This is a genomic window from Pseudarthrobacter sp. PS3-L1 (assembly GCF_030063285.1).
GTDB lineage: Bacteria > Actinomycetota > Actinomycetes > Actinomycetales > Micrococcaceae > Arthrobacter.
Window position 1 is genome coordinate 552,272 of record NZ_JASISU010000002.1, and the last position, 21,468, is coordinate 573,739.

Annotated in this window: 24 protein-coding genes, 6 tRNA genes and 1 riboswitch; of the genes, 7 read left to right on the top strand and 23 right to left on the bottom strand. The window is 61.9% G+C overall.

Annotated elements, in window-relative coordinates; translation table 11 throughout:
- Nucleotides 1–134 precede the first annotated feature (134 nt).
- The 8 genes from lgt to hisI form a co-directional block, all read right to left on the bottom strand.
- Entirely contained in the window at nucleotides 135–1,241 is a 1,107-nt protein-coding gene (gene lgt / locus QMG79_RS06935) for a prolipoprotein diacylglyceryl transferase (RefSeq protein WP_283537833.1), read from the bottom strand.
- Between the two features lies 1 nt (nucleotide 1,242).
- Nucleotides 1,243–2,049 carry a tryptophan synthase subunit alpha gene (gene trpA, locus QMG79_RS06940; RefSeq protein WP_283537834.1) on the bottom strand — a complete coding sequence of 269 codons (807 nt, stop codon included), beginning with the start codon at nucleotides 2,047–2,049 and terminating at the stop codon, nucleotides 1,243–1,245.
- Nucleotides 2,046–3,410 carry a tryptophan synthase subunit beta gene (trpB, locus tag QMG79_RS06945; RefSeq protein WP_283538036.1) on the bottom strand — a complete coding sequence of 455 codons (1,365 nt, stop codon included), beginning with the start codon at nucleotides 3,408–3,410 and terminating at the stop codon, nucleotides 2,046–2,048. Before trpB ends, trpA begins: the two co-directional genes overlap by 4 nt.
- Before the next feature lie 105 nt (nucleotides 3,411–3,515).
- The gene (trpC, locus tag QMG79_RS06950) at nucleotides 3,516–4,337 is read right to left on the bottom strand and encodes an indole-3-glycerol phosphate synthase TrpC (RefSeq protein WP_283537835.1); all 822 of its coding nucleotides are present in this window, start codon (nucleotides 4,335–4,337) and stop codon (nucleotides 3,516–3,518) included.
- Nucleotides 4,337–4,624, bottom strand: a complete 288-nt coding sequence (locus tag QMG79_RS06955; protein ID WP_283537836.1) for an HGxxPAAW family protein — start codon at nucleotides 4,622–4,624, stop codon at nucleotides 4,337–4,339. Before QMG79_RS06955 ends, trpC begins: the two co-directional genes overlap by 1 nt.
- Nucleotides 4,625–4,705: 81 nt before the next feature.
- The gene (locus QMG79_RS06960) at nucleotides 4,706–5,326 is read right to left on the bottom strand and encodes a Trp biosynthesis-associated membrane protein (RefSeq protein WP_283537837.1); all 621 of its coding nucleotides are present in this window, start codon (nucleotides 5,324–5,326) and stop codon (nucleotides 4,706–4,708) included.
- Nucleotides 5,323–6,879 (bottom strand): anthranilate synthase component I, encoded by a 1,557-nt coding sequence (locus QMG79_RS06965; protein ID WP_283537838.1) that lies wholly within the window; start codon nucleotides 6,877–6,879, stop codon nucleotides 5,323–5,325. The genes QMG79_RS06960 and QMG79_RS06965 overlap by 4 nt, the downstream gene beginning before the upstream one ends.
- Nucleotides 6,880–6,976: 97 nt before the next feature.
- Nucleotides 6,977–7,363, bottom strand: coding sequence for a phosphoribosyl-AMP cyclohydrolase (gene hisI / locus QMG79_RS06970; RefSeq protein ID WP_283537839.1), 387 nt, complete (start codon nucleotides 7,361–7,363; stop codon nucleotides 6,977–6,979).
- A 111-nt stretch (nucleotides 7,364–7,474) separates the two neighbouring features.
- Here hisI and QMG79_RS06975 point away from each other — a divergent pair, with 111 nt between their 5' ends.
- A complete protein-coding gene (locus tag QMG79_RS06975; RefSeq protein ID WP_283537840.1) occupies nucleotides 7,475–8,119 on the top strand; it encodes a TIGR03085 family metal-binding protein in 645 nt (214 codons plus the stop codon).
- A 13-nt stretch (nucleotides 8,120–8,132) separates the two neighbouring features.
- Here QMG79_RS06975 and hisF read toward each other — a convergent pair whose 3' ends face one another.
- The 15 genes from hisF to QMG79_RS07050 all read right to left on the bottom strand — a co-directional run bounded on the left by hisF (nucleotide 8,133) and on the right by QMG79_RS07050 (nucleotide 20,044).
- Nucleotides 8,133–8,909, bottom strand: a complete 777-nt coding sequence (hisF, locus tag QMG79_RS06980) for an imidazole glycerol phosphate synthase subunit HisF (RefSeq protein ID WP_283537841.1) — start codon at nucleotides 8,907–8,909, stop codon at nucleotides 8,133–8,135.
- A 12-nt stretch (nucleotides 8,910–8,921) separates the two neighbouring features.
- Nucleotides 8,922–9,764: an ATP phosphoribosyltransferase gene (gene hisG / locus QMG79_RS06985; RefSeq protein WP_283537842.1), complete on the bottom strand. Its 843-nt coding sequence runs from the start codon at nucleotides 9,762–9,764 to the stop codon at nucleotides 8,922–8,924.
- Nucleotides 9,765–9,862: 98 nt separating this feature from the next.
- Entirely contained in the window at nucleotides 9,863–10,126 is a 264-nt protein-coding gene (locus QMG79_RS06990) for a phosphoribosyl-ATP diphosphatase (protein WP_283537843.1), read from the bottom strand.
- Nucleotides 10,127–10,295: 169 nt separating this feature from the next.
- Nucleotides 10,296–10,781: a 6,7-dimethyl-8-ribityllumazine synthase gene (ribH, locus tag QMG79_RS06995; RefSeq protein WP_283537844.1), complete on the bottom strand. Its 486-nt coding sequence runs from the start codon at nucleotides 10,779–10,781 to the stop codon at nucleotides 10,296–10,298.
- A 12-nt stretch (nucleotides 10,782–10,793) separates the two neighbouring features.
- Entirely contained in the window at nucleotides 10,794–11,522 is a 729-nt protein-coding gene (gene ribA, locus QMG79_RS07000) for a GTP cyclohydrolase II (RefSeq protein ID WP_283537845.1), read from the bottom strand.
- Nucleotides 11,519–12,211: a 3,4-dihydroxy-2-butanone-4-phosphate synthase gene (ribB, locus tag QMG79_RS07005; protein WP_283537846.1), complete on the bottom strand. Its 693-nt coding sequence runs from the start codon at nucleotides 12,209–12,211 to the stop codon at nucleotides 11,519–11,521. The genes ribA and ribB overlap by 4 nt, the downstream gene beginning before the upstream one ends.
- Complete coding sequence (locus QMG79_RS07010; RefSeq protein WP_283537847.1) at nucleotides 12,211–12,870, bottom strand: riboflavin synthase; 660 nt, start codon at nucleotides 12,868–12,870, stop codon at nucleotides 12,211–12,213. The genes ribB and QMG79_RS07010 overlap by 1 nt, the downstream gene beginning before the upstream one ends.
- Nucleotides 12,870–14,054, bottom strand: coding sequence for a bifunctional diaminohydroxyphosphoribosylaminopyrimidine deaminase/5-amino-6-(5-phosphoribosylamino)uracil reductase RibD (gene ribD / locus QMG79_RS07015; protein ID WP_283537848.1), 1,185 nt, complete (start codon nucleotides 14,052–14,054; stop codon nucleotides 12,870–12,872). The genes QMG79_RS07010 and ribD overlap by 1 nt, the downstream gene beginning before the upstream one ends.
- A complete protein-coding gene (pnuC, locus tag QMG79_RS07020) occupies nucleotides 14,051–14,752 on the bottom strand; it encodes a nicotinamide riboside transporter PnuC (protein ID WP_283537849.1) in 702 nt (233 codons plus the stop codon). Before pnuC ends, ribD begins: the two co-directional genes overlap by 4 nt.
- 93 nt (nucleotides 14,753–14,845) lie before the next feature.
- Nucleotides 14,846–14,992, bottom strand: a riboswitch (FMN riboswitch).
- A gap of 101 nt (nucleotides 14,993–15,093) precedes the next feature.
- Nucleotides 15,094–15,750: a ribulose-phosphate 3-epimerase gene (rpe, locus tag QMG79_RS07025; protein WP_283537850.1), complete on the bottom strand. Its 657-nt coding sequence runs from the start codon at nucleotides 15,748–15,750 to the stop codon at nucleotides 15,094–15,096.
- A gap of 88 nt (nucleotides 15,751–15,838) precedes the next feature.
- Complete coding sequence (locus tag QMG79_RS07030; RefSeq protein WP_283537851.1) at nucleotides 15,839–17,443, bottom strand: RsmB/NOP family class I SAM-dependent RNA methyltransferase; 1,605 nt, start codon at nucleotides 17,441–17,443, stop codon at nucleotides 15,839–15,841.
- Nucleotides 17,440–18,360: a methionyl-tRNA formyltransferase gene (gene fmt, locus QMG79_RS07035; RefSeq protein ID WP_283537852.1), complete on the bottom strand. Its 921-nt coding sequence runs from the start codon at nucleotides 18,358–18,360 to the stop codon at nucleotides 17,440–17,442. Before fmt ends, QMG79_RS07030 begins: the two co-directional genes overlap by 4 nt.
- Nucleotides 18,357–18,935 carry a peptide deformylase gene (def, locus tag QMG79_RS07040; RefSeq protein WP_283537853.1) on the bottom strand — a complete coding sequence of 193 codons (579 nt, stop codon included), beginning with the start codon at nucleotides 18,933–18,935 and terminating at the stop codon, nucleotides 18,357–18,359. The genes fmt and def overlap by 4 nt, the downstream gene beginning before the upstream one ends.
- Nucleotides 18,936–18,977: 42 nt before the next feature.
- On the bottom strand, nucleotides 18,978–19,862 hold the full coding sequence (locus QMG79_RS07045; protein WP_283537854.1) for a cytochrome: 885 nt from the start codon (nucleotides 19,860–19,862) through the stop codon (nucleotides 18,978–18,980).
- Between the two features lie 107 nt (nucleotides 19,863–19,969).
- Nucleotides 19,970–20,044 (bottom strand) — tRNA-Val (locus QMG79_RS07050).
- A 340-nt stretch (nucleotides 20,045–20,384) separates the two neighbouring features.
- Between QMG79_RS07050 and QMG79_RS07055 the strand changes: the two genes are divergently transcribed.
- From QMG79_RS07055 to QMG79_RS07080, 6 genes are all read left to right on the top strand, one after another.
- Nucleotides 20,385–20,457 (top strand) — tRNA-Gly (locus QMG79_RS07055).
- 54 nt (nucleotides 20,458–20,511) lie between these two features.
- A tRNA-Cys gene (locus tag QMG79_RS07060) sits at nucleotides 20,512–20,582 on the top strand.
- Nucleotides 20,583–20,621: 39 nt separating this feature from the next.
- A tRNA-Val gene (locus QMG79_RS07065) sits at nucleotides 20,622–20,696 on the top strand.
- A 55-nt stretch (nucleotides 20,697–20,751) separates the two neighbouring features.
- Nucleotides 20,752–20,824 (top strand) — tRNA-Gly (locus tag QMG79_RS07070).
- Between the two features lie 42 nt (nucleotides 20,825–20,866).
- Nucleotides 20,867–20,941 (top strand) — tRNA-Val (locus QMG79_RS07075).
- A 178-nt stretch (nucleotides 20,942–21,119) separates the two neighbouring features.
- Complete coding sequence (locus tag QMG79_RS07080) at nucleotides 21,120–21,389, top strand: antitoxin (protein ID WP_502934708.1); 270 nt, start codon at nucleotides 21,120–21,122, stop codon at nucleotides 21,387–21,389.
- The last annotated feature ends 79 nt before the right edge of the window (nucleotides 21,390–21,468 follow it).

Genomic DNA, 21,468 nt, shown 5'->3' on the forward strand with positions numbered 1-21,468 from the left:
CAGTGTGGCAGTCACTTGGAGAGGTAGGTGTGCCCCCGCAACCATTGCTGCCCGGCCAATCGTGGCGGCTGAACAGTTTTTTGACTACGGGGACACTAGCACGGCATTCACTATCTGAGACATAAACGTCCACCCTACGGACGCTTAGGATCCTTCGTGTCCACCGTTCCAGGGTCGCGCAGCTGGCCGGTCTCCGAGGAATCGTCGCCGACGTTCTCCGGCGCGGACTCCGCCTGCCGGTGAATCGAGCGACTTTCCGGCGCAGCCTCAGCCGCAGCCGGCGCAGACCCAGCCGCCACGGGCACGGCGGCATCAGGTGCCGAAGCACTGGTTGCCGATGGTTCGGGCTCGCGTCCCGACAGGTAGACCGAGTCCGGGACAGGACGGCCACGAAGGCCTACCAGGATGAAGATCACCAGTGCTGCCAGGAAAACGGCAATGCTGGTCCAGACGTTGAGCCTGGTGGTGATCCCGAAAAGGCTGATCTGTTCGGCATCGTCAATCCGCATCGCCTCGATCCAAACCCGTCCCAGCGTGTAGTACATGGCGTAGAGCATAAAGAGACGGCCACGACGGAAGCTGAACTTCCTGTCCAGGGCCAAGAGGATCACGACCCCCACGACATTCCACAGCGACTCGTACAGGAAGGTGGGGTGAAACAGTGTGTCAGCCGAGAAGCCAGCCGGAACATGGACCTCGTCAACCTGAAGGCCCCACGGGAGTGTGGTGGGCCCCCCAAAGAGTTCCTGGTTGAAGTAATTGCCCCACCGACCCAACGCCTGCGCCAACAGGAGGCCAGGTGCAGCGGCGTCGACAAAACTTGAAAGTTTAACACCGGCGCGGCGGCAACCGATCCAGGCTCCGAGGGCACCAAGGGCAACAGCGCCCCAAATCCCCAGGCCGCCCTCCCAAATCCTTGGAATGCGGGAAAGATCACCGGTTCCGTCGAACCCCGGCCCGAAGTACGCGTCAGGCGAGGAGACCACATGGTAGAGCCTGCCACCAATGATGCCGAGCGGGATGGCCCAGATGACAATGTCCCACAGGCTACCCTCTGGCGCGCCACGCCTGGACCAGCGACGGGACGTCAGCCACAGGCCTGCAAATATTCCGACCAGGATGCACAGGGCGTAGGCGTGGATACGAAGGGATCCCCACGGTAGCGGAATATCGAATCCCGACCATTCGGGGCTGGGAAGCGCTGTTGGCACAACGGCAGCGACGGTGGTGAGGATGTGCATGTCAGGCCTCAACCCGCTCGAGTCCAGTGCTGAGCTCCTGGGTGAGTGATGCCACGGCGTCTACGCCACCGTCGCGAATTGCAGCAACGAGCGCAGTCCCTACAATCACTCCGTCGGCATAGGCGGCAATTTCACGGACGTGACCGGAATTCGAGACGCCCAATCCAACGCAGACGCGGTCGGCCCCGGCGGCGTGGGTGTCCGCAACGAGCTGTTGGGCACTGCTACTGACGTCCTGGCGGGCGCCGGTGACTCCCATGATGGAGACGGCGTAGACGAAACCACGGCTGGCGGCAACAGTCGAAGCCAATCGTTCAGGCGTTGAAGACGGAGCCACCAGGAAGACCCGGTCCAGTCCATAGTAATCAGATGCGGCAAACCACTCAGCTGCTTCGTCGGGGATGAGGTCCGGCGTGATGAGTCCCGCTCCCCCGGCTTCGGAAAGCCGCCTGGCGAATGTATCCACGCCCATCCGGACAACCGGGTTCCAGTACGTCATCACCAGGACTGCTGCGTCAGTTGCTTCGGTAATGCCCCGGACTACGTCGAACACTTTCTCGACCTTAAATCCGTTGGCAATTGCCTCAGTGGTGGCCGCCTGGATGACTGGACCATCCATGACGGGATCTGAATAGGGAATCCCTATTTCTATGAGGTCCGCGCCATTTCTGGCCATGGCAATGCCAGCGTCAATAGTTGCCTGTACATCGGGGTACCCAGCTGGAAGGTAGCAGATCAGGGCTGACCGGCCGGCGTCACGGGCCCTGTCAATGGCTGCTGCGGACTTACTGGACGTGGTGGCACTCATAACTGCATTTCCTCCTGCGCGGCGGCGCGTTCTGCGGGGCCCTTGGGCGCACGGGTGGACAGGTTGGTTCCCTTGACGCTGCCGTCCTCGTTCAGCAGGTCAAACCAGTCAGCGGCAGTTGCCACGTCCTTGTCTCCGCGCCCGGACAGGTTCACTATGATGACTGTGTCCTGGGGGTTTGCCTGCCCTTCGGTGAGCCGATGGCCAACCTTGATGGCCCCGGCAAGCGCATGGGCTGTCTCGATGGCAGGAATGATCCCCTCGCTCTGGCACAGGAGCTTGAAGGCATCCATCGCCTCTGTGTCCGTAATGGGCTCATAGCTCACACGGCCAATGTCGGAGAGGTAGGCATGCTCCGGACCAACACCGGGGTAGTCCAGTCCCGCGGAGATGGAGTGCGACTCGACTGTCTGGCCGTCGTCGTCCTGCATCAGGTAGGAACGGGCGCCATGCAGCACTCCAGGCTTTCCCAGGCTGATCGTGGCTGCATGCCGACCGGTCTCTACGCCGTCACCGCCAGCCTCAAAGCCGAAGATCTTCACGGATGGGTCGTCGAGGAAGCCGTGGAAGATCCCGATAGCGTTCGACCCTCCGCCCACGCAGGCACAGATGGCATCGGGAAGCTTGCCGACCTGCTCGAGGATCTGGCTGCGTGCTTCGTCTCCAATGACCTGGTGGAAGAACCTGACCATGGACGGGAAAGGATGGGCGCCGGCAGCAGTACCAAGGAGGTAGTGGGTGCTGTCCACGTTACTGACCCAGTCACGCAAGGCATCGTTGATGGCGTCCTTGAGGGTCTGGGATCCGCTGGTGACGGGCACAACTGTCGCGCCGAGGAGTTGCATGCGGGCGACATTCAAGGCTTGGCGGCGGCAGTCCTCCGCACCCATATAGACAACACACTCAAGGCCCAGCAGCGCAGCCGCCGTGGCACTCGCAACACCGTGCTGGCCTGCGCCCGTCTCGGCAATCACGCGGGTCTTCCCCATGCGCTTTGCCAGCAGTGCCTGGCCCAGCACGTTGTTGATCTTGTGTGATCCTGTGTGGTTGAGGTCTTCGCGCTTGAGGAATACCCGTGCACCGCCGGCGTACTCGGAAAACCGCTTCGCCTCTGTCAACAGCGAGGGACGGCCAGAGTAGTTCTTGTTCAGATCGGCAATCTGCGCGAGGAATTCCGGATCAGCCTTGGCCTTGTTGAACGTATCTTCAAGTTCGTCCAGGGCAGCGATCAACGATTCAGGCATCCATCGCCCACCGTAGTTGCCGAAGTAGGGTCCCGGCGCGTTCTTCAGCGACGGTGCCCCCTGCAAAAAGGCATCTGCCGGGTTGTTGTCCGTGTTGGTTGAGGGTGCATCGACCATCGGTCCCACCGTCCTGTTCATCATTGATCGAAATAAAGTTGATCGGAAGAAATTCGAGAATTGAAGCACTGCCGCCTGCCCTCAGGGCTCGGCGAAAAGCTGTCCTCAGCCGCGGGAAACCCGCCCGCTCGCACCGGCGGCCATGAACTCCGCAATCCGTTCCTGCGGCGTTGCGTGGCTGACCAGTGCCTCACCCACCAGGACCGCATTGGCGCCATGCGCGGCGTAGTGTTCAACGTCGGCTGCGTCACGGACGCCAGACTCGGCGATGATCAGCGCCTCTGCCGGGATGAGGCCTGAGAGTGTGGCGAACACGGAACGGTCGACGTCGAGCGTCTTCAGGTTCCGGACATTAACACCGATGATGCGGGCTCTGGCAGCAACAGCCCGTTCGATTTCCTCGGGCGTATGGGTTTCGACGAGGACGTTCATTCCCAGCGAGTGGCTGATCTCGGTATATTCGTTCAGCTGGGAATCCGAGAGCGAAGCGACGATCAGCAAGACCAGGTCCGCCCCATGTGCCCGCGCTTCAAACAGTTGGTACTCATCAACGGTGAAGTCCTTGCGGAGCAGGGGCACATCCACTCTCGCCCGGACGGCGTCGAGGTCGGCCAGTGCGCCGCCGAAGCGGCGCTGCTCAGTCAGTACGCTGATGACCGCTGCACCGCCGTCGGCATACTGCACAGCCAGGGATGCCGGATCGGCGATGCTGGCCAGATCGCCTTTTGAAGGACTACGGCGTTTGATCTCAGCAATCACGGCGAGGTTGTCACGGACGGCGTCCGGTCCGCCAAGCGCGGCCCACGCATCACGTGCGGGAGCAGCCTGGGCCGCCCGCTCGGTGATCTCAGCAAGGGAGACAAGGCGCCGCCGGCTGGCCAGGTCCTCCCGGACACCGGCATTGATGTCATCGAGAACTGTGGACATCAGTGGCCGGTGTTTTTCAGCTTGTGGCCCTCAACGCCGTAGCCGGCCTTACGCATGACAAAACCAAGGATGAGGCCGATCACCATGACCACAGCGCCACCGATAAAAATGGGGGTGTTGGCAATGACGAATGCGATAGAACAGATGAGTGCGCCCACCAGCATGACAATGACGCACGTCCACGCGGCCGGGCTGTTACCGTGGCCGAGTTCCTGGCTGTGGTCAACGCCATGGAATTCCTTTGCGGCACCTTTGGACGTGGATGCGGAAACAGGGGCTTTGCTCATTGTGAATCTCCTCAGGACGAATACTGCTTATATTCTGCCATTTTTCGTGGCCGGACCGGGCACCGCCGCTCCCGCTTGGACTCAGGTGGGGTCATCTCCGCGTGACAGCCTGTCCCAGCTGTCTATCTCATCCACTGGTCCGGCGTCGGCACTGACTCGCGTGGCTGCGGCGTCGTAGCGGGTGCGTGTTTTCCAATAGCGTGCCGCCGGGATGACAAGCACACCTGACCCCACCAGGAGTGCACCGGCCACAACGGCCAGGACAGGGAACACCGTAACGCTGACGTCTGCGGTTCCACCGGAGACGCCTGTGGCCGCTGCAATGGATCCCTGGGCTGCAGCGAGGGGGTCAGCCAACACTGTTGCAGCGGCACCGATGATCCCGGCTGCTGCCGCGACAATGATGGCCGAGACAATCCAGCGCGCTATCTTTCCTGCGATCGACACGGCAATCCCACCAGCAAGTGCAGCCAGTGCAAGTGCAGTGACAGCTGTCGCGGCCTTGCTGCCCTGGACTGTCAGCGCATTCTGGGTACTCAGGTTCTGCCCCAACTCGCTGGCGTCCAGCTGCACCGTCAACCAGGTCTGCGTGGTGGTGAAGAAGACAGCCAACGACAGCACAATCATTACCAGAACCACTGTGGACTTTCGTGCCCAAACCGGTGTCGCAGTGCGCGGTGCGCTAGCGCCGGTCGTGCTCATCGAATCTCCTCCACGGCTCGCAGCGAAACAGTCCGCAGCGAACTGGCTTCGTGGACGGCCCTAAGGGGAGCCGCGGCCTTGTTGACGGTTTCCAGCGCTTCGGCTGGATTGCTTGAATCTGCAACAATGCCGCCGCCGGCCTGCACGTAGGCTCGTCCATCTTTGAGGAGGGCCGTGCGGATTGCGATGGCCATGTCCATGTCTCCGGCAAAGTCCAGGTACCCGATCACGCCGCCGTAAACGCCGCGGCGGTGCGGTTCGAGTTCATCCAGCAGCCTGAGTGCACGCGGTTTAGGGGCGCCTGAGAGGGTTCCAGCAGGAAATGTTGCCCGGAGCACGTCGTAGGCAGTGGCGTGAGGCGCCAACTGTCCCACCACCGTGGAGACCATGTGCATGATGTGACTGAAGCGCTCTACTTCCATGAATTGCGTGACATCAACCGTTCCGGGGACGCAGACCTTGGAGAGGTCATTGCGGGAAAGATCAACCAGCATCAGGTGTTCTGAGCGCTCCTTCTCATCTGCAAGGAGTTCTTCGGCCAGGGCTTTGTCAGTCTCGACCGTTTTACCCCGGGGACGCGATCCAGCAATGGGATGGGTAATGACGTCCTCGCCCGTTACCGTCACCAGCGCTTCTGGAGACGACCCAACAATGGAGAACTCCCGGCCCTGTGCGTCCTCGAAGCTGAAAAGGTACATGTAGGGGCTGGGGTTGGTGGTGCGCAGAATCCGGTAGACATCCAGTGCCGAGGCACCGCAGTCCATTTCGAAACGCCGCGAAATGACGACCTGGAAGACCTCGCCGTCAACGATTGCCTCCTTGCCGCGGTCCAGCGCAGCAAGGTACTCCTTTTCGTCCCAGCGTTCCCGTACGCTGGCTGCAAAATCGACTGTGGCCGCGTCGATGACGGAGACCGGATGCCGCAGGGGTTCCACAACTTTCGCCAGGAGTGCCCGAACCCTCGCGACGGCTTCAGCCCATGCCTCGTCCACGCCGTGGGTGCCGCCGTCGAAATTGATCGCATTGGCAATCAACAGCACGGTGCCGTCCATGTTGTCGTGGACAGCCATGTCAGAGACCAGGTTCAGCGCCATTTCGGGTAGCTGCAGGTCGTCTTCAGGCGGACTGAGCAGCTTTTCCCAGTGCCGGACGGCCTCCCAGCCCAAAAATCCCACCAGTCCGGAGGTGAAGGGCGGAAGTCCCTCAAACCGTTCCGTCCGCAGCGCCTCGATCGTGTCGCGCACCGCGTCTACCGGATTGCCCGACGTCGGAACGCCCGCAGGCGGTTCGCCGAGCCAGTGGGCCGAACCCTGCTCCGTGGTCAGGGTAGCCCGGGATGAAGCGCCGATGAAGGAGTACCTGGACCAGGAGCCGCCAACAGCGGCAGATTCCATCATGAAGGTACCGGGCTGTCCGTTGGCAAGCTTGCGGTACAGGCCGATGGGAGTCTCGGTGTCCGCGAGTACTTTCAGTCGGACAGGGATGACCCGTCGGGTGGCGGCAAGTTCACGGAACTCTTCCAGGCTGGGGCTGATGGTTCCAAGGTCCTGCATGGCTGTGGTTCTCCGCCTGTTCTTGTCTTGGGGTGTCTTTGTCTGCTGTCCGTGGGACTGAGCCAGAGGCGCGGCAGTAGCCGCTGTCGTGTGAAAGCTAGGAGGCCCGGTGTCCGGTGACAGCATCCAGTGCGCGGCCGTCAAAACACGTATGCGTCCCGGTGTGGCAGGCGGCCCCCACCTGATCCACCTGAACCAGGAGCGCGTCACCGTCACAATCGAGGGCAACGGATTTTACCCACTGCGCGTGGCCGGACGTATCGCCTTTGCGCCAGTACTCCTGGCGGGAACGTGAGTAGAACGTCACGCGGCCTGACGTAAGGGTTCGCCGCAGGGCTTCATCATCCATCCAGCCGAGCATGAGCACCTCGTGGGTATCAAACTGCTGGATGACGGCGGCGACCAGGCCGGCGGCGTCACGCTTGAGTGCCGACACAATCGCGTCGGGGAGCGGGATGGGGGCGGGAGCGGGCTGATCTGACATCACATCAAGTCTAGTGCCTGCATGCACAACACCCCTCTCGGTCTCCCACACGCCGAATCACCCGGCGATTCACTGCGCATCGGGTGCCGTCTCGTGCTAATTTCTCAAGTAATGAATTTCGTCGATCCGTCCCGAGAAGTCTTGGCCGAAACGCTCCTTGCAGCCGGCCCCGATTCCCCCACGCTCTGTGAAGGCTGGCAGACCAGGGATCTGGCTGCGCACCTTTTCCTCCGTGAGCGCAAACCCGTTGTTGGACTGGGACTTATCTTCAAGAGCATGGCCAAGGCAACGGAAAAGGCGACCGACAAACTCGCCACGAAGCTGGAAAGTCCCACTGAATATACGAAGCTGATCACAACGTTTCGCGCTGGGCCGCCGCGCTACTCCCCCATGAGCATCCGGGCGGTGGATGAGAGCAGCAACCTGATCGAGTACTTTGTGCACACCGAGGATGTCCGCCGGGCGACCGAACGTTGGGCGCCACGGGCACTCGACGAAGCCTACTCCGATGCACTCTGGGATGACCTGATCAAGCGCGCAGCCATCCTCTACCGAGGCGTGGACCTTGGAATTGTCCTCGTTCGCCCCTCCGGCCCCCGGCATGTCGCCAAGCGTGCACCCGTGTCCGTGGCGATTGTCGGTGAGCCCGGAGAGCTCCTGATGCACGCCCACGGCCGCACTAAGAACGCCCTCGTAACATTCGAAGGACAGCCGGACGCAGTAGCCCTTCTGCAGTCAGCAGAAGTAGGACTGTAGTCCCCACCCGGCGCTAGCGGACCAGGAATCCCGCCTCGCGGATGGCATCTTTGACCTGCTGCATCATGTTGTCTGGTCCCCAGTGAAAAATGGATGCCGCAAGGACAGCATCGGCACCGGCTGCAACAGCGGGCGGGAAGTGCGCCGGCTCGCCAGCACCGCCCGAGGCGATGATGGGAACTTTCACCGCAGCACGCACACGCCGGATCAGCTCCAAGTCAAACCCGTCCTTGGTTCCGTCAGCGTCGATCGAATTCAGGAGGATCTCGCCTACGCCGCGTTCGGCAGCCTCGTGGGCCCAGGCAATGGCGTCGATCCCAGTTCCCTGCCTGCCGCCGTGGGTCGTCACTTCGAATCCAGACGCAGTGGGTGCTGATCCGGGTCGCGTCCGGCGGGCATCCACGGAAAGCACCAGCACCTGGGAGCCAAAGTGTCGTGTGATCTCGTCAATGACGTCTGGCCTAGCGACAGCAGCAGTGTTGATGGAGGCCTTGTCAGCGCCGTGGCGCAAGAGCCTGTCCACCTCGGCGACACCGCGGACACCGCCACCCACCGTCAGGGGAATGAAGACTTCCTCTGCGGTGCGTCGAACGACGTCGAAAGTCGTTTCGCGGTTCCCGGACGACGCCGTGACGTCGAGGAACGTCAACTCATCGGCGCCCGCCGTGTCATAGCGATGGGCAAGCTCCACGGGGTCGCCAGCATCCCGCAGGCCTTCAAAGTTGATGCCCTTGACCACGCGGCCAGCGTCGACGTCCAGGCAGGGAATAACGCGAACAGCTACAGGCATGGAAGGACCTCTCTAGATACGGCAGGCGTGGATGCTGCTGACCAGGATAGCCCTCGCGCCAAGGTCGTAGAGCTCATCCATGATGCGGTTGGTATCGCGCTTGGGAACCATGGAACGCACGGCCACCCAGTCGGAATCCCGAAGCGGTGACACCGTAGGAGACTCAAGTCCCGGCGTGAGTGCCGCAGCGGCTTCCACAAGTTCCTTGCGGATGTCATAGTCCATCAGCACATACTGCCTGGCTACTAGGACGCCCTTCAATCGACGGATAAGGACCTCGGCAGCAGGGTTTCGTTCTCCCCTGCGGCCAATCAGGACGGATGCTGAATGCAGAATGGGTTCGCCGAAGATTTCCATCCCTGCCGCCCGCAGGGTGTTTCCCGTTTCCACGACGTCTGCGATCGCGTCAGCCACACCCAGTCGCACGGAGGACTCCACCGCACCGTCCAGACGGACAACAGATGCATTGATGCCACGCTCGGCGAGGTAGCCGCGAAGCAGCCCGTCATAGCTTGTCGCAAGCCGCTTGCCCTCAAGCTGGTCAACCGATGTGAAGTCACCCACGGGTCCGGCAAACCGGAACGTCGAGGCAGCAAAACCAAGCTCCAGCAACTCGTCCGCCTCGACCTCAGCATCGAGCAGCAGGTCGCGGCCGGTGATGCCGACGTCGAGCGTTCCCTGGCCTACATACACGGCTATGTCCCGGGGCCGCAGGAAGAAAAATTCGATGTCGTTGTCTGGATCAACCATGACGAGTTCACGTGAGTCACGGCGCTGGCGGTAGCCAGCCTCGGAAAGCATGGCGGAAGCTGCCTCGGAGAGGGAACCTTTATTGGGAACTGCTACTCGCAGCATGGTTGTCTCATTTCAGGGGTGGGGGCGGGATACAGGAACTCAGGTAACACCTGGTCGACCGGTCCGGCATGATGGCCGTACGCAGTTCGCAGCAGGGGCTAGAGATGCTTGTAAACATCCGCCAGGGTGAGACCTTTGGCCAGCATCAGCACCTGAAGGTGATAGAGCAGCTGGGAGATCTCCTCAGCTGTTTCCTCATCAGATTCATACTCTGCGGCCATCCAGACTTCCGCGGCTTCCTCGACGACTTTCTTGCCGATGCCGTGCACGCCGGACTCTAGTTCAGCAACAGTGCGGGAGCCAGCCGGCCGCGTGGCCGCCTTTTCACTCAGTTCAGCGAACAGTGTCTCGAAATTCTTCACTGCACAAGCCTACTGTGTACTGGGGCAGCCCTGCCTCTTGGAGCCCGCAACACCTTGCTGATGTGAGGGAGGCCACGTAGCGTGTGGTTCGCCAACAAAGGGTGTCTCCCAGGTTTCCTGCACCCCACCATCGCGGCGAGACTCGTTCCCAACCCGGTTTGGCGGGAGGTCAGCTGAAGGGCTGCAGGAGCACAGCCGTTGCCACTGCGGCTGTGACTGCCTCGTGTCCTTTGTCTTCTTTTGAGCCGGGCAGCCCAGCACGGTCCAGTCCCTGCTGCTCGGTATCGCAGGTGAGTACACCAAAACCGACAGGGGTACCAGTGCGGACGCTCACTTCCGTGAGGCCGTCCGTCGCCGCCTGGCAGACGTATTCAAAGTGCGGGGTACCGCCCCGAATCACGACGCCCAGGGCCACCACAGCGTCGAAGTGCGGGGCGAGCCGTGCCGCTGCGACAGGAAGTTCAAAGGCCCCCGGTACACGCAGGACCACGGGGTCGGCGATCCCAGCGTCTGCAGCGCCACGAAGTGCACCAGCCACCAACCCGTCCATGATCTCGGTATGCCAGCTTGCGGCCACTATTGCGAGCCGAAGGCTGCCAGCTGTTTCGGGAGTGAGTGTACTGAGGTCAATAGTGGGTGCGCCGTGGCCGCTCATGGGGGTGTCCGTTCAGTCTTGTTCGTGGTTGGGTTCGCGGGTCAGGGGTTCGACGTCGGCCGGAAGCAGTGCCGCATCCGCACCGAGCGTCAGACGATGGTCCATCCGGTCCCTTTTGGTCTTAAGGTACCGGAGATTCTGTTCACGGGATGGGACTTCCGTCGGAACCATCTCCACCACCTGCACGCCGGCGTCGGCCAGGCGGTCCTTCTTGTCAGGATTGTTGCTCAGCAAGCGAATCCGGTGCAGTCCCATTTCCGCCAGGATCTGCCCCGCAGCGGCATACTTCCTGGCATCCACTGGAAGGCCCAGCTGCTCGTTTGCCTCAACAGTGTCATACCCGGCTTCTTGGAGTGCGTAGGCCTCAATCTTGTTCGCCAGGCCGATTCCACGCCCCTCATGACCGCGCAGGTACAGCAGGGTTCCGCCCTGGGCGTTGATGAGTTCCAGGGCGAACGCGAGCTGCTCACCACAATCGCACCTGTACGAACCGAACACGTCGCCCGTCAAACATTCGGAGTGGAGGCGCACCAGCGGTGCAACTCCTTCCTGGGGCGGTTGTGGTGAAGTCACGGCCAGGTGCTCCACGCCTGTTTCCAGGTCAGTCCAGGCCTGGGCGACAAAATGACCGTATGCCGTGGGGAGCTGGACAACGGGGCCACTGCTCACAGGATGCGGGGATCCGTGTGAGTTGAGCGCGGCGTTGTCGATGGCATTGCCAGACGTATCCGAAAGCGTCATCTTTTCTCCTCTTGAAGACCCCGCCCGGAAGCGAGGGCGCCACCGCCAAACACCGCACTGTCCGACACCGCAACATGTGCCACCAGATCTGCAATAGATATCAGTGGACAGCCATGGTCGGCAGCAAACGTTCGCAGTCCGTCAAGGCGCATCATTTCACCATCGTCGTACACAACTTCAGCAATGACTCCTACCGGCTCCACACCGGCGAGTCTGCACAGTTCGATTGCAGCCTCGGTATGCCCCGGGCGCTCACGCACTCCACCGTTAACGGCCCGGAGTGGGAAAACATGCCCAGGGCGGGTCAGCGATTCTTGCCTCAGTCCCGGATCGGCAATGCTTCGGGCGGTCAGGGCCCTGTCCGTGGCTGAAATTCCGGTACTGACACCTACTGCCGCATCGCAGGAGACCGTGTATGCCGTGCCCTTTGCATCCTCGTTGACGGCCACCATGGGCGGCAGGGCCAGGGCATCCGCCCGGTCTTCGGTCAAGGGAACACAGATGACCCCTGAGCTGTAGCGGATAGTCCACCCCATCAGGGCTGGGGTTGCAAACTGGGCAGCAAAGATAATGTCACCCTCATTTTCCCGGTCTTCGTTGTCAACTACCAGCACGGCCCGGCCAGCTGCGATGGCTCGAACTGCGTCCTCGATCGGGTCCAGCACACCAACGGTTAATGGAGTCGCCATTATGACTTTTCCCCTGATTCCTGGTCCTGGGCAGCCGTCCCTGATGGCCGATGCCGGAAGGACAGGAGTCTCTCTGTGTATTTCGCCAACACGTCCACTTCAAGGTTCACGCGGCCGCCCAAGGGTTTGGCGCCCAAACCTGTGTCAGCCAGGGTGGTGGGAATAAGCCCCACCTCGAACCACGCACTGCTGGACCAGGGGTCACTGACGGCTGTCACTGTCAGCGATACCCCGTCGATGGCGATGGACCCCTTCTCCGCGACGTACTTGGCCAGATCCTGGGGTATCGCAAACCTCAACCGCTCCCAATTGCCAAGGTTTTCGCGTTCCACCACCTGGCCCACGCCGTCTACATGCCCCTGCACCACATGTCCGTCAAGGCGACCGCCCGCTTCCACGCAGCGTTCAAGATTCACCGAATCTCCTACCGCAAGCTCACCAATGGTGCTCCTGAGCAGGGTCTCGCCCATGACGTCGACGCTGAAATCCGTTCCGTCAATAGTCGTGGCTGTCAGGCAGACGCCGTTGACTGCCACAGAACCACCCAGTCCAAGGCCCTGTGTACTGGTCGGAGCATTGAGGCGAAGGGTGGCACTGTGGTCCCCGCTGCGTTCCACTGCTGTGACTTTGCCCTGTTCGGCAATGATTCCTGTAAACATCAGTTAACTCCTGGTGCTGAGTAGGTGGTCGAGCCAGGAAGAACCCCCGGCAGAGGTTGGCTTCCTACCGCCGGCTCCTGCACACCGCGGTGTCCGGCCGGGTGCTCATCGAGTGGCGGTACTGGCCGAAGGTGGAGCTTGACGTCGCGGCCCAGGAAGACGATGGGTCCACCCTGGGCGGGGTCCCAGTCCCACTGCTGGGCCTGGGAGAGGGTCGGGATACCGAGCCCAGAGAGTGCCGGGGTACCCGAGCCCAGCAGAGTTGGTGCCAGGTAAACGATGAGCTCGTCGACCAGACCCGCCTGCAGGAACGTGCTCAGGATCCGGGACCCGCCCTCAACCATCACGTGTCTGATCCCGGCGGCGTACAGTTCCGAAAGTGCAGCGCGCGGATCCCTGGTTGCGAGCTGGACGGCATTACCGTCGTCGCCCCAGACAGCGGCTCCGTCAGGGATGGGGCGGTGTCCCATGACCACCCGCAGTGGCTGCCGGCCGCTGAGCCGCCCGTCGGCGTCGCGCGAGGTCAAGCGTGGGTTGTCCACTAGCACTGTCTCGGTACCCACCAGGATCGCATCGGCTCGACTGCGGAGACCATGATTGTCCGCCAGCGATTCAGCGCTGGAGATCCATTGGCTCGTCCCGTCCTCGGCTGCGATACGGCTGTCCAGTGTCTGGGCGATGTGGAGTGTGACAAAGGGCCGGGGCTCTGACACTGCCGTGAACCAGCGGGAATTGAGTTCATACGACGCCGACTCTGCCAACGAACTACGGACAGTGACACCTGCGGCCAAAAGCCGCGAAGCACCGCCAGCCGCGGGATCGTGGGGATCGTCCACGGCATAGATCACGTGGGTGATCCCGGCATCAATAATTGCCTGGGAGCAGGGACCCGTTCGGCCCTCATGGTTACAGGGTTCAAGTGTCACCACCATGGTTGCCCCCCGAAGGTCAAAGCCAGAGTCCGTGGCCTTGGATATGGCGTCTACCTCTGCATGCATCGTGCCGGCCCCACGGTGATATCCAAGGGCCAACAGGTCGCCGGCGCTGTCCATAATGGCCGCACCCACCAGCGGATTCGCGCCACGGGGCCCCAACGTTGCTGCCTGCAAGGCCTGCGCCATGGCCGCACGCTCACCGGGAGAGAATGAGCGGTCTGGAGCACGGACGTCCTGGGATACGCTCATCGGGTTGTCACCGGGTCAGGGAAGACGGTCTCGACAGTGACAGCACTGCGGCTACTTTGCCTGGAGGCGCGCCACCAGACGAAGAAACCCGTCAGGGTGAAGAAACCGTAGAAGATGTACATCAGTGCGCTGGCATAGTAGCCGGCACTGAACAGCAAGGGAACGCCCACAATGTCAACGGCCACCCATATCAGCCAGAACTCCGTCCATCCCCGGGCCATGCCGTAGGTAGCCAGCAGGGATCCGACGAAGGTCCAGGCGTCAGCCCAGACAGGTGGGTAGGATCCCATGATGGAGAACAGGGGTGTCAGTGCGGCGGTCCCCGCTACCAGCGAGATGGCCAGGATCACACGGGTCCGGTTGCTTGCCCAGCCGGGCTCCACGGCGGTATTCCCGCCGTCGGCGTGCCTGCTTTCCCGCCAGCGGCGCCAGCCGTAAATGGCTACCGCGATGAACATTACCTGCCTGCCGGCCTGGCCCCAGAGGGTTGCGGGCGTGGCGGACCCAAAGACGTTTCCTAGGAAGACGGTCAGGAGCAGGATATTGCCGACGATGCCCACCGGCCAGGCCCAGACTCTGCGCCTCATACCACCAAGGGCACTGAGCAGTCCGAATATATTGCCAAGAACTTCTCTCAGAATCAGCGCAGTTCCGCCTACGGGAATCTGGGCTTCGAAGAGCCATCGCAAAAGGTCCATTGTGTGTGTCGTTCCTTCCCTCTCGAACCGCGATGGCTCCGGGGGCATACGACAGCACAGAACGGCGGCGCTCAGGGCACCACCGAACAAGCTGTACGTGCTTCTCTCATCCAGACTTTAACTGTCGGTACCGGAATTTCACCGATTCAACCGTCTGCTGTACCTCCCTAGAGAAATACAGCGCGCGGGTCGCGGACTATAACCGCCGGTTCGGACTTACACCGACCCCGGAGCACGTATGTGTTGCTATCATCCCACAACCGGACCGCACCACGGCTTATTCCCAGACCCACGGCGTAACGCCAGGAGTCAATCGGCCAAGAGGTCTGGAGGTTGTGGCGTCAGCGGCTGCCAGCAGCCCGTAGTCGGGTGACGGCCTCCGCTGGATCCTCGGCACCATAAACGGCTGAGCCAGCCACAAAAACTGTCGCTCCGGCGTCGGCGGCGCGAAGGATCGTCTCTTCGGTGACGCCGCCGTCGACCTGAAGTGCCAATCCCAACCCAGAGCCGTCAATCGCGGCACGTGCCCTGCGGATCTTGGGCAGCGTGTTGTCAAGGAACGCCTGGCCGCCGAACCCCGGCTCGACAGTCATAATGAGCAGCATGTCCAACTCTTCGAGCATGTCCAGATAGGGCTCTACGGCTGTTGCGGGCCGGAGTGCCATTCCCGCTTTCGCTCCCCGGGCACGAAGCTCCCGGGCGAGTTTGATGGGCGCCAGGGCAGCTTCCGCATGGAAGGTCACCGAAGCCAGGCCAGCTTCTGCATAGGCCGGGGCCCACCTGTCGGGATCGGCAATCATCAGATGTGCATCCAGTGGTATCGGACTGATTTCCTGCAGTCTCTTGACGATGGGAAGTCCCAGGGTCAGGTTGGGCACAAAGTGGTTGTCCATGACGTCCACATGCACGGCATCAGCGTTGCTGATCCTGTGCAGTTCAGCTTCAAGGTTGGCAAAGTCGGCGGAGAGGATGCTCGGATTGATGCAGCACTGCGTCATACTGATGGCCTTTCGCAAGAATGTGGAGTGGGCGGACGGTCAAGCGTCGCGATGCCCCCGTGAATTATCCGAAGCGGCACCTCTTGGATCAGGGTGCCTTCCGGATCAGGGCTAGGAACATCGCATCTGTCTGGTGGATGTGTGGCCACAGTTGGGCTGTGAGCTCGTGCCCTGCGCCCAGGTCACCGCCGAGGCTGACGGAATCCAGGACAGCTCCAGCGTCGAGGAGCTCCAAGTCCGTGCGCTTGCGCAAAACATCGGCGACGACGGCTGTGGTCTCGGCTGGATGCGGGGAGCAGGTTACGTAGGCAACCACGCCACCTGGCCGGACAGCATTCAGGGCCGAGTTCAGCAGTGCACGCTGGAGTGGCCCCAGGTCAGCAAGGTCTTTGGCAGTCCTGCGCCACCGGGATTCCGGGCGTCGACGAAGAGCACCGAGCCCGCTGCACGGAACATCGACGAGGACGCGATCAAAGGTTTCCGGCTGTTCGGTTCCAATGTCGCGTCCGTCTCCGGTCCGCACGCTCCAGGCATCACGCGGGACAGCCGAGAGTGCTGTGGTGACAAGCTTTGCCCGGTGCGGGAGGGGCTCATTCGCGAGCAGGAGGGCTCCGCGCTGGTTTGCCAGGGCAGCAAGGAGCGCAGCTTTGCCCCCGGGACCCGCACACAGGTCCAGCCAGGTCTCGTGACCGTCACCGTCGAGCTCCACCGCAGCAAGGGCACGTGCCACCAACTGCGAACCCACGTCCTGGACACGCAAGCTGCCTTCACGGACGGACTCAAGCCGGCCCAGGTCACCGCCGCTGCTGAGTGCTGAGTCAACCACCAGGTCCCCTGGCGTTGCTCCCTCAGCGAGGGCTTCTTCGAGGGAACCGATGCCCGGCAGGGCCACAAGGTTCACGACCGGGGCAGCATTATCTGCCTCCAGGAGGTCGTTGATTTCCGAGGCTGGGCGGCCGTGGGCCACCAGGGACTGACGCATGGCCCGGACAATCCACTCGGGGTGCGCGTAACGCAGCGACGCATTGGCGGTCTCGTCGGTTGAGCCGCTGACAAGCTCCTCGATCCACTCGCCGAGGGATTTGGCAGACACCTTGCGCAGGACTGCATTGATCAGGGCGGAGGGCCCAGCACCAATCACAGCCCGGGCAAGCCCCACAGTCTGGTCCAGTGCGGCATGGGCTGGAACGCGCATGGCCAGCAACTGGTGGGTTCCGATCCGAAGTGCGGCAAGCACTGCCGGGTCTAACTGGGCCAGGGGCCTGTCGACGCAGGTGGCGAGGATGGCGTCGTAGGTTCCCTGTCCTCGCAGAGCACCATAACTCAGCTCCGTCGCAAACCCGGCATCCCGTTTGTCCAGGTTGTGGTGCCTGATGCGGTGCGGCAGCACGAGGTTCGCGTAGGCGTCGTCGTCGGCCACCGCACGAAGGACCTCGAAGGCAACCAGGCGTGCGGGATCTGCCCGACGGGTTCGCTGTCCGGGAGTTGCGTCAGTGAAATTTTTCTGTGTGCTCCTGTTCCGTTCGCGGCCCTGCGCGTCACGCCTCCTGCCGGAACTTCCGGCTTGTTCCCGCGCAGCGCCTGGACCACCACGTTGTTCACCCTGAGAACCACCGCTGCCGGGTCCCTGACGGTGAGGCCGCTGACCGCCACGGCTGCTGCCTCCCTGCCCTGACTGTTCGGAGCCGCTCATTCGAATACCACGCTTTCAAGAGATGCCAGGCCACGGGCCCAATCGGCCGCCGCCATCATTTTTTTGCCTGCAGGTTGGATCTGGACCAGGTGGACAGCATGCGATCCGGTGCCTACCAAGACCCGCTTGCCGTCCAGGCGAAGGACACCGGGGGCCAGGTCGATGACCGCAGGCTCACTTTTCACCGGCCCAACTTTGAGCCGCTGACCAGCAAATTCTGTCCAAGATCCGGGCTCGGGCGTGACGCCGCGAATCTGCCTGCTAATGGCCACCGCGGGATGCGTCCACGTGATGCGGCCGTCGTTGAGCGTAAGTTTTGGCGCGAGTGTGACGTCACCTTGCTGGGGCAAAGCCACAGCGTGTCCGGTCTCGAGTGCCGAGAGCGTCTGTGTCAGCAGCACGGCCCCGCTGTGGGAGAGTCGGTACAGAAGCTCACCGGCGGTATCACCGGCATGCACCGTTTCCGTCAGCGTACCGAAAATCGGGCCGGTATCCAGGCCCTCCTCCAACTGGAACGTCACGGCACCCGTGACGTCGTCTCCAGCCATGATCGCTCGTTGCACAGGTGCTGCCCCACGCCAGCTGGGAAGAAGCGAAAAGTGCAAATTAATCCAGCCATGTTTGGGAGCGGCCAACGCCGCGGGGGGCACCAACCCGCCGTATGCCACGATGGCTGCGACATCCGCACCTGCATTCCGGATCAGCTCGGTGACCTCAGGGGTGATTCTTGCACCGTAAATAACCGGAATTCCACGCTCCGCGGCCCGTTGCGCGACGGGCGAGGGCGTCATGACCCTCTTGCGTCCGATCGGGGCATCAGGCCGCGTCAGGACGGCGACGACGTCGAATCCAGCCGCAATCAGCGCATCAAGTGACGGAACGGCGACCGCTGGCGTTCCCGCAAAGAGGACCCTCACTGGCCCAGGCCAAAGCTGGAACCCGCGCCGCCGAAGCTGGTTCCGACGGTTTTGGCCCGCTTTGCCGTTGTCTCTTCAGCGATGGAGTCGTAGGTGGCATTCCGGATGACCCGAAGGGCAGTTTTACGGTCCTCGCCAGTCAGCCTGTCGGTGTAGAGGACTCCGTCAAGGTGATCATTTTCATGTTGGAAGCACCGCGCAAGCATGTCCTGCGCAGCCACGCTCACTGGGACCCCGTGCATATCCACGCCTGTGATCCGGGTTGACCTGAAGCGCTGCACCGGGAAGCCCAGGCCGGGAATGGAGAGGCACCCCTCCACCACATCAGCCTGGAAGTCTGTGCTGTTCTCCAAGACGGGATTGATGATATGACCTTCCGTCCCGTCAATACGGTAGGTGAACACGCGGAGGCTGACGCCTACCTGTGGGGCAGCCAGGCCAGCTCCCTCGACGTCTTCCATGGTCTCCATCATGTCCGCCACGAGTTTTTCCAGCTCGGGTCCGAAGTCCGTCACGGGATCCGCCACTGTGCGGAGCACGGGATCGCCGATGATGCGGATATTCAGAATGGCCATGGAGGATCGGTCCTTAAGTCAGATGGCAGGGGCACACCCAGTTTAGTGGCTTGTCGCCTGATTGCCGTTGGGAGCGGCGGCCGGCTGTCGAACCGGCGGCGCGATGGGCAGGAGTGCCTGCCCGGCGGCCTCGGTGTCAGCAGACATTTCCCAGACCCGGCGTAGCGCACAGAACTTCCACCAGTGATGCCTGAGGACGTCCGGATTGGCCCGCACGGGGCGGACCTCAGTCTCGCCAATGGCGACCGCGAGGAGCAGCGGCGAATCACCGTATTTCCACCCCTCCCACGTTCCAGCCTCACCATCCACCAGGCTTTCTTCGGCCTTCATGCCTGCCACCAGCTGCATGACGACCTTGTCATCGAGCGGTTTAACTGTCCCGTCACGGGACGTGCCCTTGGTTTTATAGTCGATCAGGCACGTACGTCCGTTAATCTTCGCGACCAGGTCCAGCGTGCCAGCGTAGCCAACCGTGGCATTCCACACTGTGATCTCCGGCGCGAGGGGTTCGACGTCGTACAACTCCCACCATTCATCGAACCGTGCGGCAAATCCCTCTTCGCCGTTGGCGCCAAGTAACTCCCGGGTTTCCGTCACCGTGTGTGGCCTGCCCAGGGCGCGTAGCGCAACCTGCTCGCAGTAGTTGTGGACGCGATCTCCACGCCGGGCAGCATCATCCCGGTAAGTCTCTGCTGACTTCGCTGCCCTGGAAACGACCTGCCGGAGTTTGCCAGGGCTTCCGAGACTGTCAGCGAGGGCAGGGTCCTGGGCGAGGCTGTTCGCTCCCATATAGCCAAACCAGCCATCCAGGCCATGTGGCTGCTGTCCAATCACTGTGGTGATGGACGGCACGGTGTAGGGGACCGAGGTGGAGCGCGCGTACATGCGGCCATAATCCGTGGCATGGGCCAGAAGTGGTGCGGTCATGGAACAACCCTTTCACTGGGGTCCGACAACTTTCCCAGGCATGGGGGTCGGGAAAACAAAGATCCCCGCCAGCGCCGCGACGTTCTCGGGCTGACGGGGATCTCTACTGGTGGGCGATACTGGGTTCGAACCAGTGACCTCTTCGGTGTGAACGAAGCGCGCTACCACTGCGCCAATCGCCCCAGTGCCCTTGAATCCTAGCGGACCCTGCAGTCAAATGGGAAATCGATCCCGCAAAAACCGCCACCACAGGGCCGCACCCAAACGTCAGTCCCGCCAGGGGGCTCTACACAGTGTCCGGAACGGTGTCCGGGTTCAACCACGACCCTTCCAACAGGTCAACGCCACCTGCCGCAAATTACACCCGTGTAATTCGATCAGTTCCGCGCCGTTACAGGCGAGAAAGGCGCTCGGCCCGTGCCTCACTGGCAACGATTTGGCGAACCGGACAACCTCCTATAGAGTTCTTACTCGTTGGAAGCGAGGGAATGCCACTGCGGTATTGACGTTGTCTCCATTGTTGCGGACGTAGCTCAGCTGGTAGAGCACCACCTTGCCAAGGTGGATGTCGCGAGTTCGAATCTCGTCGTCCGCTCGCAGGACACCTTAATGATTCTGGTCCAGAGTAGATCTGGGCTGGTATCGACAGGGTGGGTTGGCCGAGAGGCGAGGCAGCGGCCTGCAAAGCCGTTTACACGGGTTCGAATCCCGTACCCACCTCGGTTTATCCATTGTTTCCAGTGAAAACTGGAAGACATTGGGCGATTGGCGCAGCGGTAGCGCGCTTCCCTGACACGGAAGAGGTCACTGGTTCGATCCCAGTATCGCCCACCAAACGGGGAAACCCGTTTCATGCGGTTCGCAGAATTTCTTCGGCGTTCTTCATACTGCGGACGTAGCTCAGCTGGTAGAGCACCACCTTGCCAAGGTGGATGTCGCGAGTTCGAATCTCGTCGTCCGCTCTCTGATCTCTTGGAGATCCCACCCCACCAAGTATTTGGTCGGGGCGATTGGCGCAGCGGTAGCGCGCTTCCCTGACACGGAAGAGGTCACTGGTTCGATCCCAGTATCGCCCACCATGACGACACCTTCGGCCGAAGGTGTCTTTTTTTGCGTCATTGCCACGTAATGCCTGCTGGCTTACGCTGTGGGCGCACACTGGCGAAAAACGGCCCGGTCGCCTAGGAAGTCGACCTCGGTCTGGGTACTATCAGTCGCAGAGGGGCAATTTGGCTCCGCGATTGAAGGGAGGTGCTCGTGGGACTAATTGACGATCTCAAGGGCAAGGCTCAGGGCCTCGTTAAGGGCAACGAAGAGGCCATCAGGAACGGCATTGAAAAAGCCGGCGATTTTGTCGATTCGAAGACGGGCGGAAAGTACGCCGGTCACATCGACAAGGTCCAGGATGGCGCTGGTAAACTCGTTGACAAGGTAGACGGGGATTCGACTCCCAGCAGCACGGACAAGCAGCCACCGGCGCAAACGCCGCCGCCTGCTTTCCCACCCACTGCGGACAAGACTCCGTAACTCTCGAGATTCTGCAGTCGTCTGACTGCCCAAGTACGTCAAACAGGGCACAGATCCGCCGTGAGGCAGCGTCTGTGCC

Excerpts from the sequence above, each read along its gene's own strand:
- lgt (WP_283537833.1), bottom strand. The coding sequence starts at position 1,241 with ATGCACATCCTCACCACCGTCGCTGCCGTTGTGCCAACAGCGCTTCCC.
- trpA (WP_283537834.1), bottom strand. The coding sequence starts at position 2,049 with ATGAGTGCCACCACGTCCAGTAAGTCCGCAGCAGCCATTGACAGGGCC.
- trpB (WP_283538036.1), bottom strand. The coding sequence starts at position 3,410 with ATGGTCGATGCACCCTCAACCAACACGGACAACAACCCGGCAGATGCC.
- trpC (WP_283537835.1), bottom strand. The coding sequence starts at position 4,337 with ATGTCCACAGTTCTCGATGACATCAATGCCGGTGTCCGGGAGGACCTG.
- QMG79_RS06955 (WP_283537836.1), bottom strand. The coding sequence starts at position 4,624 with ATGAGCAAAGCCCCTGTTTCCGCATCCACGTCCAAAGGTGCCGCAAAG.
- QMG79_RS06960 (WP_283537837.1), bottom strand. The coding sequence starts at position 5,326 with ATGAGCACGACCGGCGCTAGCGCACCGCGCACTGCGACACCGGTTTGG.
- QMG79_RS06965 (WP_283537838.1), bottom strand. The coding sequence starts at position 6,879 with ATGCAGGACCTTGGAACCATCAGCCCCAGCCTGGAAGAGTTCCGTGAA.
- hisI (WP_283537839.1), bottom strand. The coding sequence starts at position 7,363 with ATGTCAGATCAGCCCGCTCCCGCCCCCATCCCGCTCCCCGACGCGATT.
- QMG79_RS06975 (WP_283537840.1), top strand. The coding sequence starts at position 7,475 with ATGAATTTCGTCGATCCGTCCCGAGAAGTCTTGGCCGAAACGCTCCTT.
- hisF (WP_283537841.1), bottom strand. The coding sequence starts at position 8,909 with ATGCCTGTAGCTGTTCGCGTTATTCCCTGCCTGGACGTCGACGCTGGC.
- hisG (WP_283537842.1), bottom strand. The coding sequence starts at position 9,764 with ATGCTGCGAGTAGCAGTTCCCAATAAAGGTTCCCTCTCCGAGGCAGCT.
- ribH (WP_283537844.1), bottom strand. The coding sequence starts at position 10,781 with ATGAGCGGCCACGGCGCACCCACTATTGACCTCAGTACACTCACTCCC.
- ribA (WP_283537845.1), bottom strand. The coding sequence starts at position 11,522 with ATGACGCTTTCGGATACGTCTGGCAATGCCATCGACAACGCCGCGCTC.
- ribB (WP_283537846.1), bottom strand. The coding sequence starts at position 12,211 with ATGGCGACTCCATTAACCGTTGGTGTGCTGGACCCGATCGAGGACGCA.
- QMG79_RS07010 (WP_283537847.1), bottom strand. The coding sequence starts at position 12,870 with ATGTTTACAGGAATCATTGCCGAACAGGGCAAAGTCACAGCAGTGGAA.
- ribD (WP_283537848.1), bottom strand. The coding sequence starts at position 14,054 with ATGAGCGTATCCCAGGACGTCCGTGCTCCAGACCGCTCATTCTCTCCC.
- pnuC (WP_283537849.1), bottom strand. The coding sequence starts at position 14,752 with ATGGACCTTTTGCGATGGCTCTTCGAAGCCCAGATTCCCGTAGGCGGA.
- rpe (WP_283537850.1), bottom strand. The coding sequence starts at position 15,750 with ATGACGCAGTGCTGCATCAATCCGAGCATCCTCTCCGCCGACTTTGCC.
- QMG79_RS07030 (WP_283537851.1), bottom strand. The coding sequence starts at position 17,443 with ATGAGCGGCTCCGAACAGTCAGGGCAGGGAGGCAGCAGCCGTGGCGGT.
- def (WP_283537853.1), bottom strand. The coding sequence starts at position 18,935 with ATGGCCATTCTGAATATCCGCATCATCGGCGATCCCGTGCTCCGCACA.
- QMG79_RS07045 (WP_283537854.1), bottom strand. The coding sequence starts at position 19,862 with ATGACCGCACCACTTCTGGCCCATGCCACGGATTATGGCCGCATGTAC.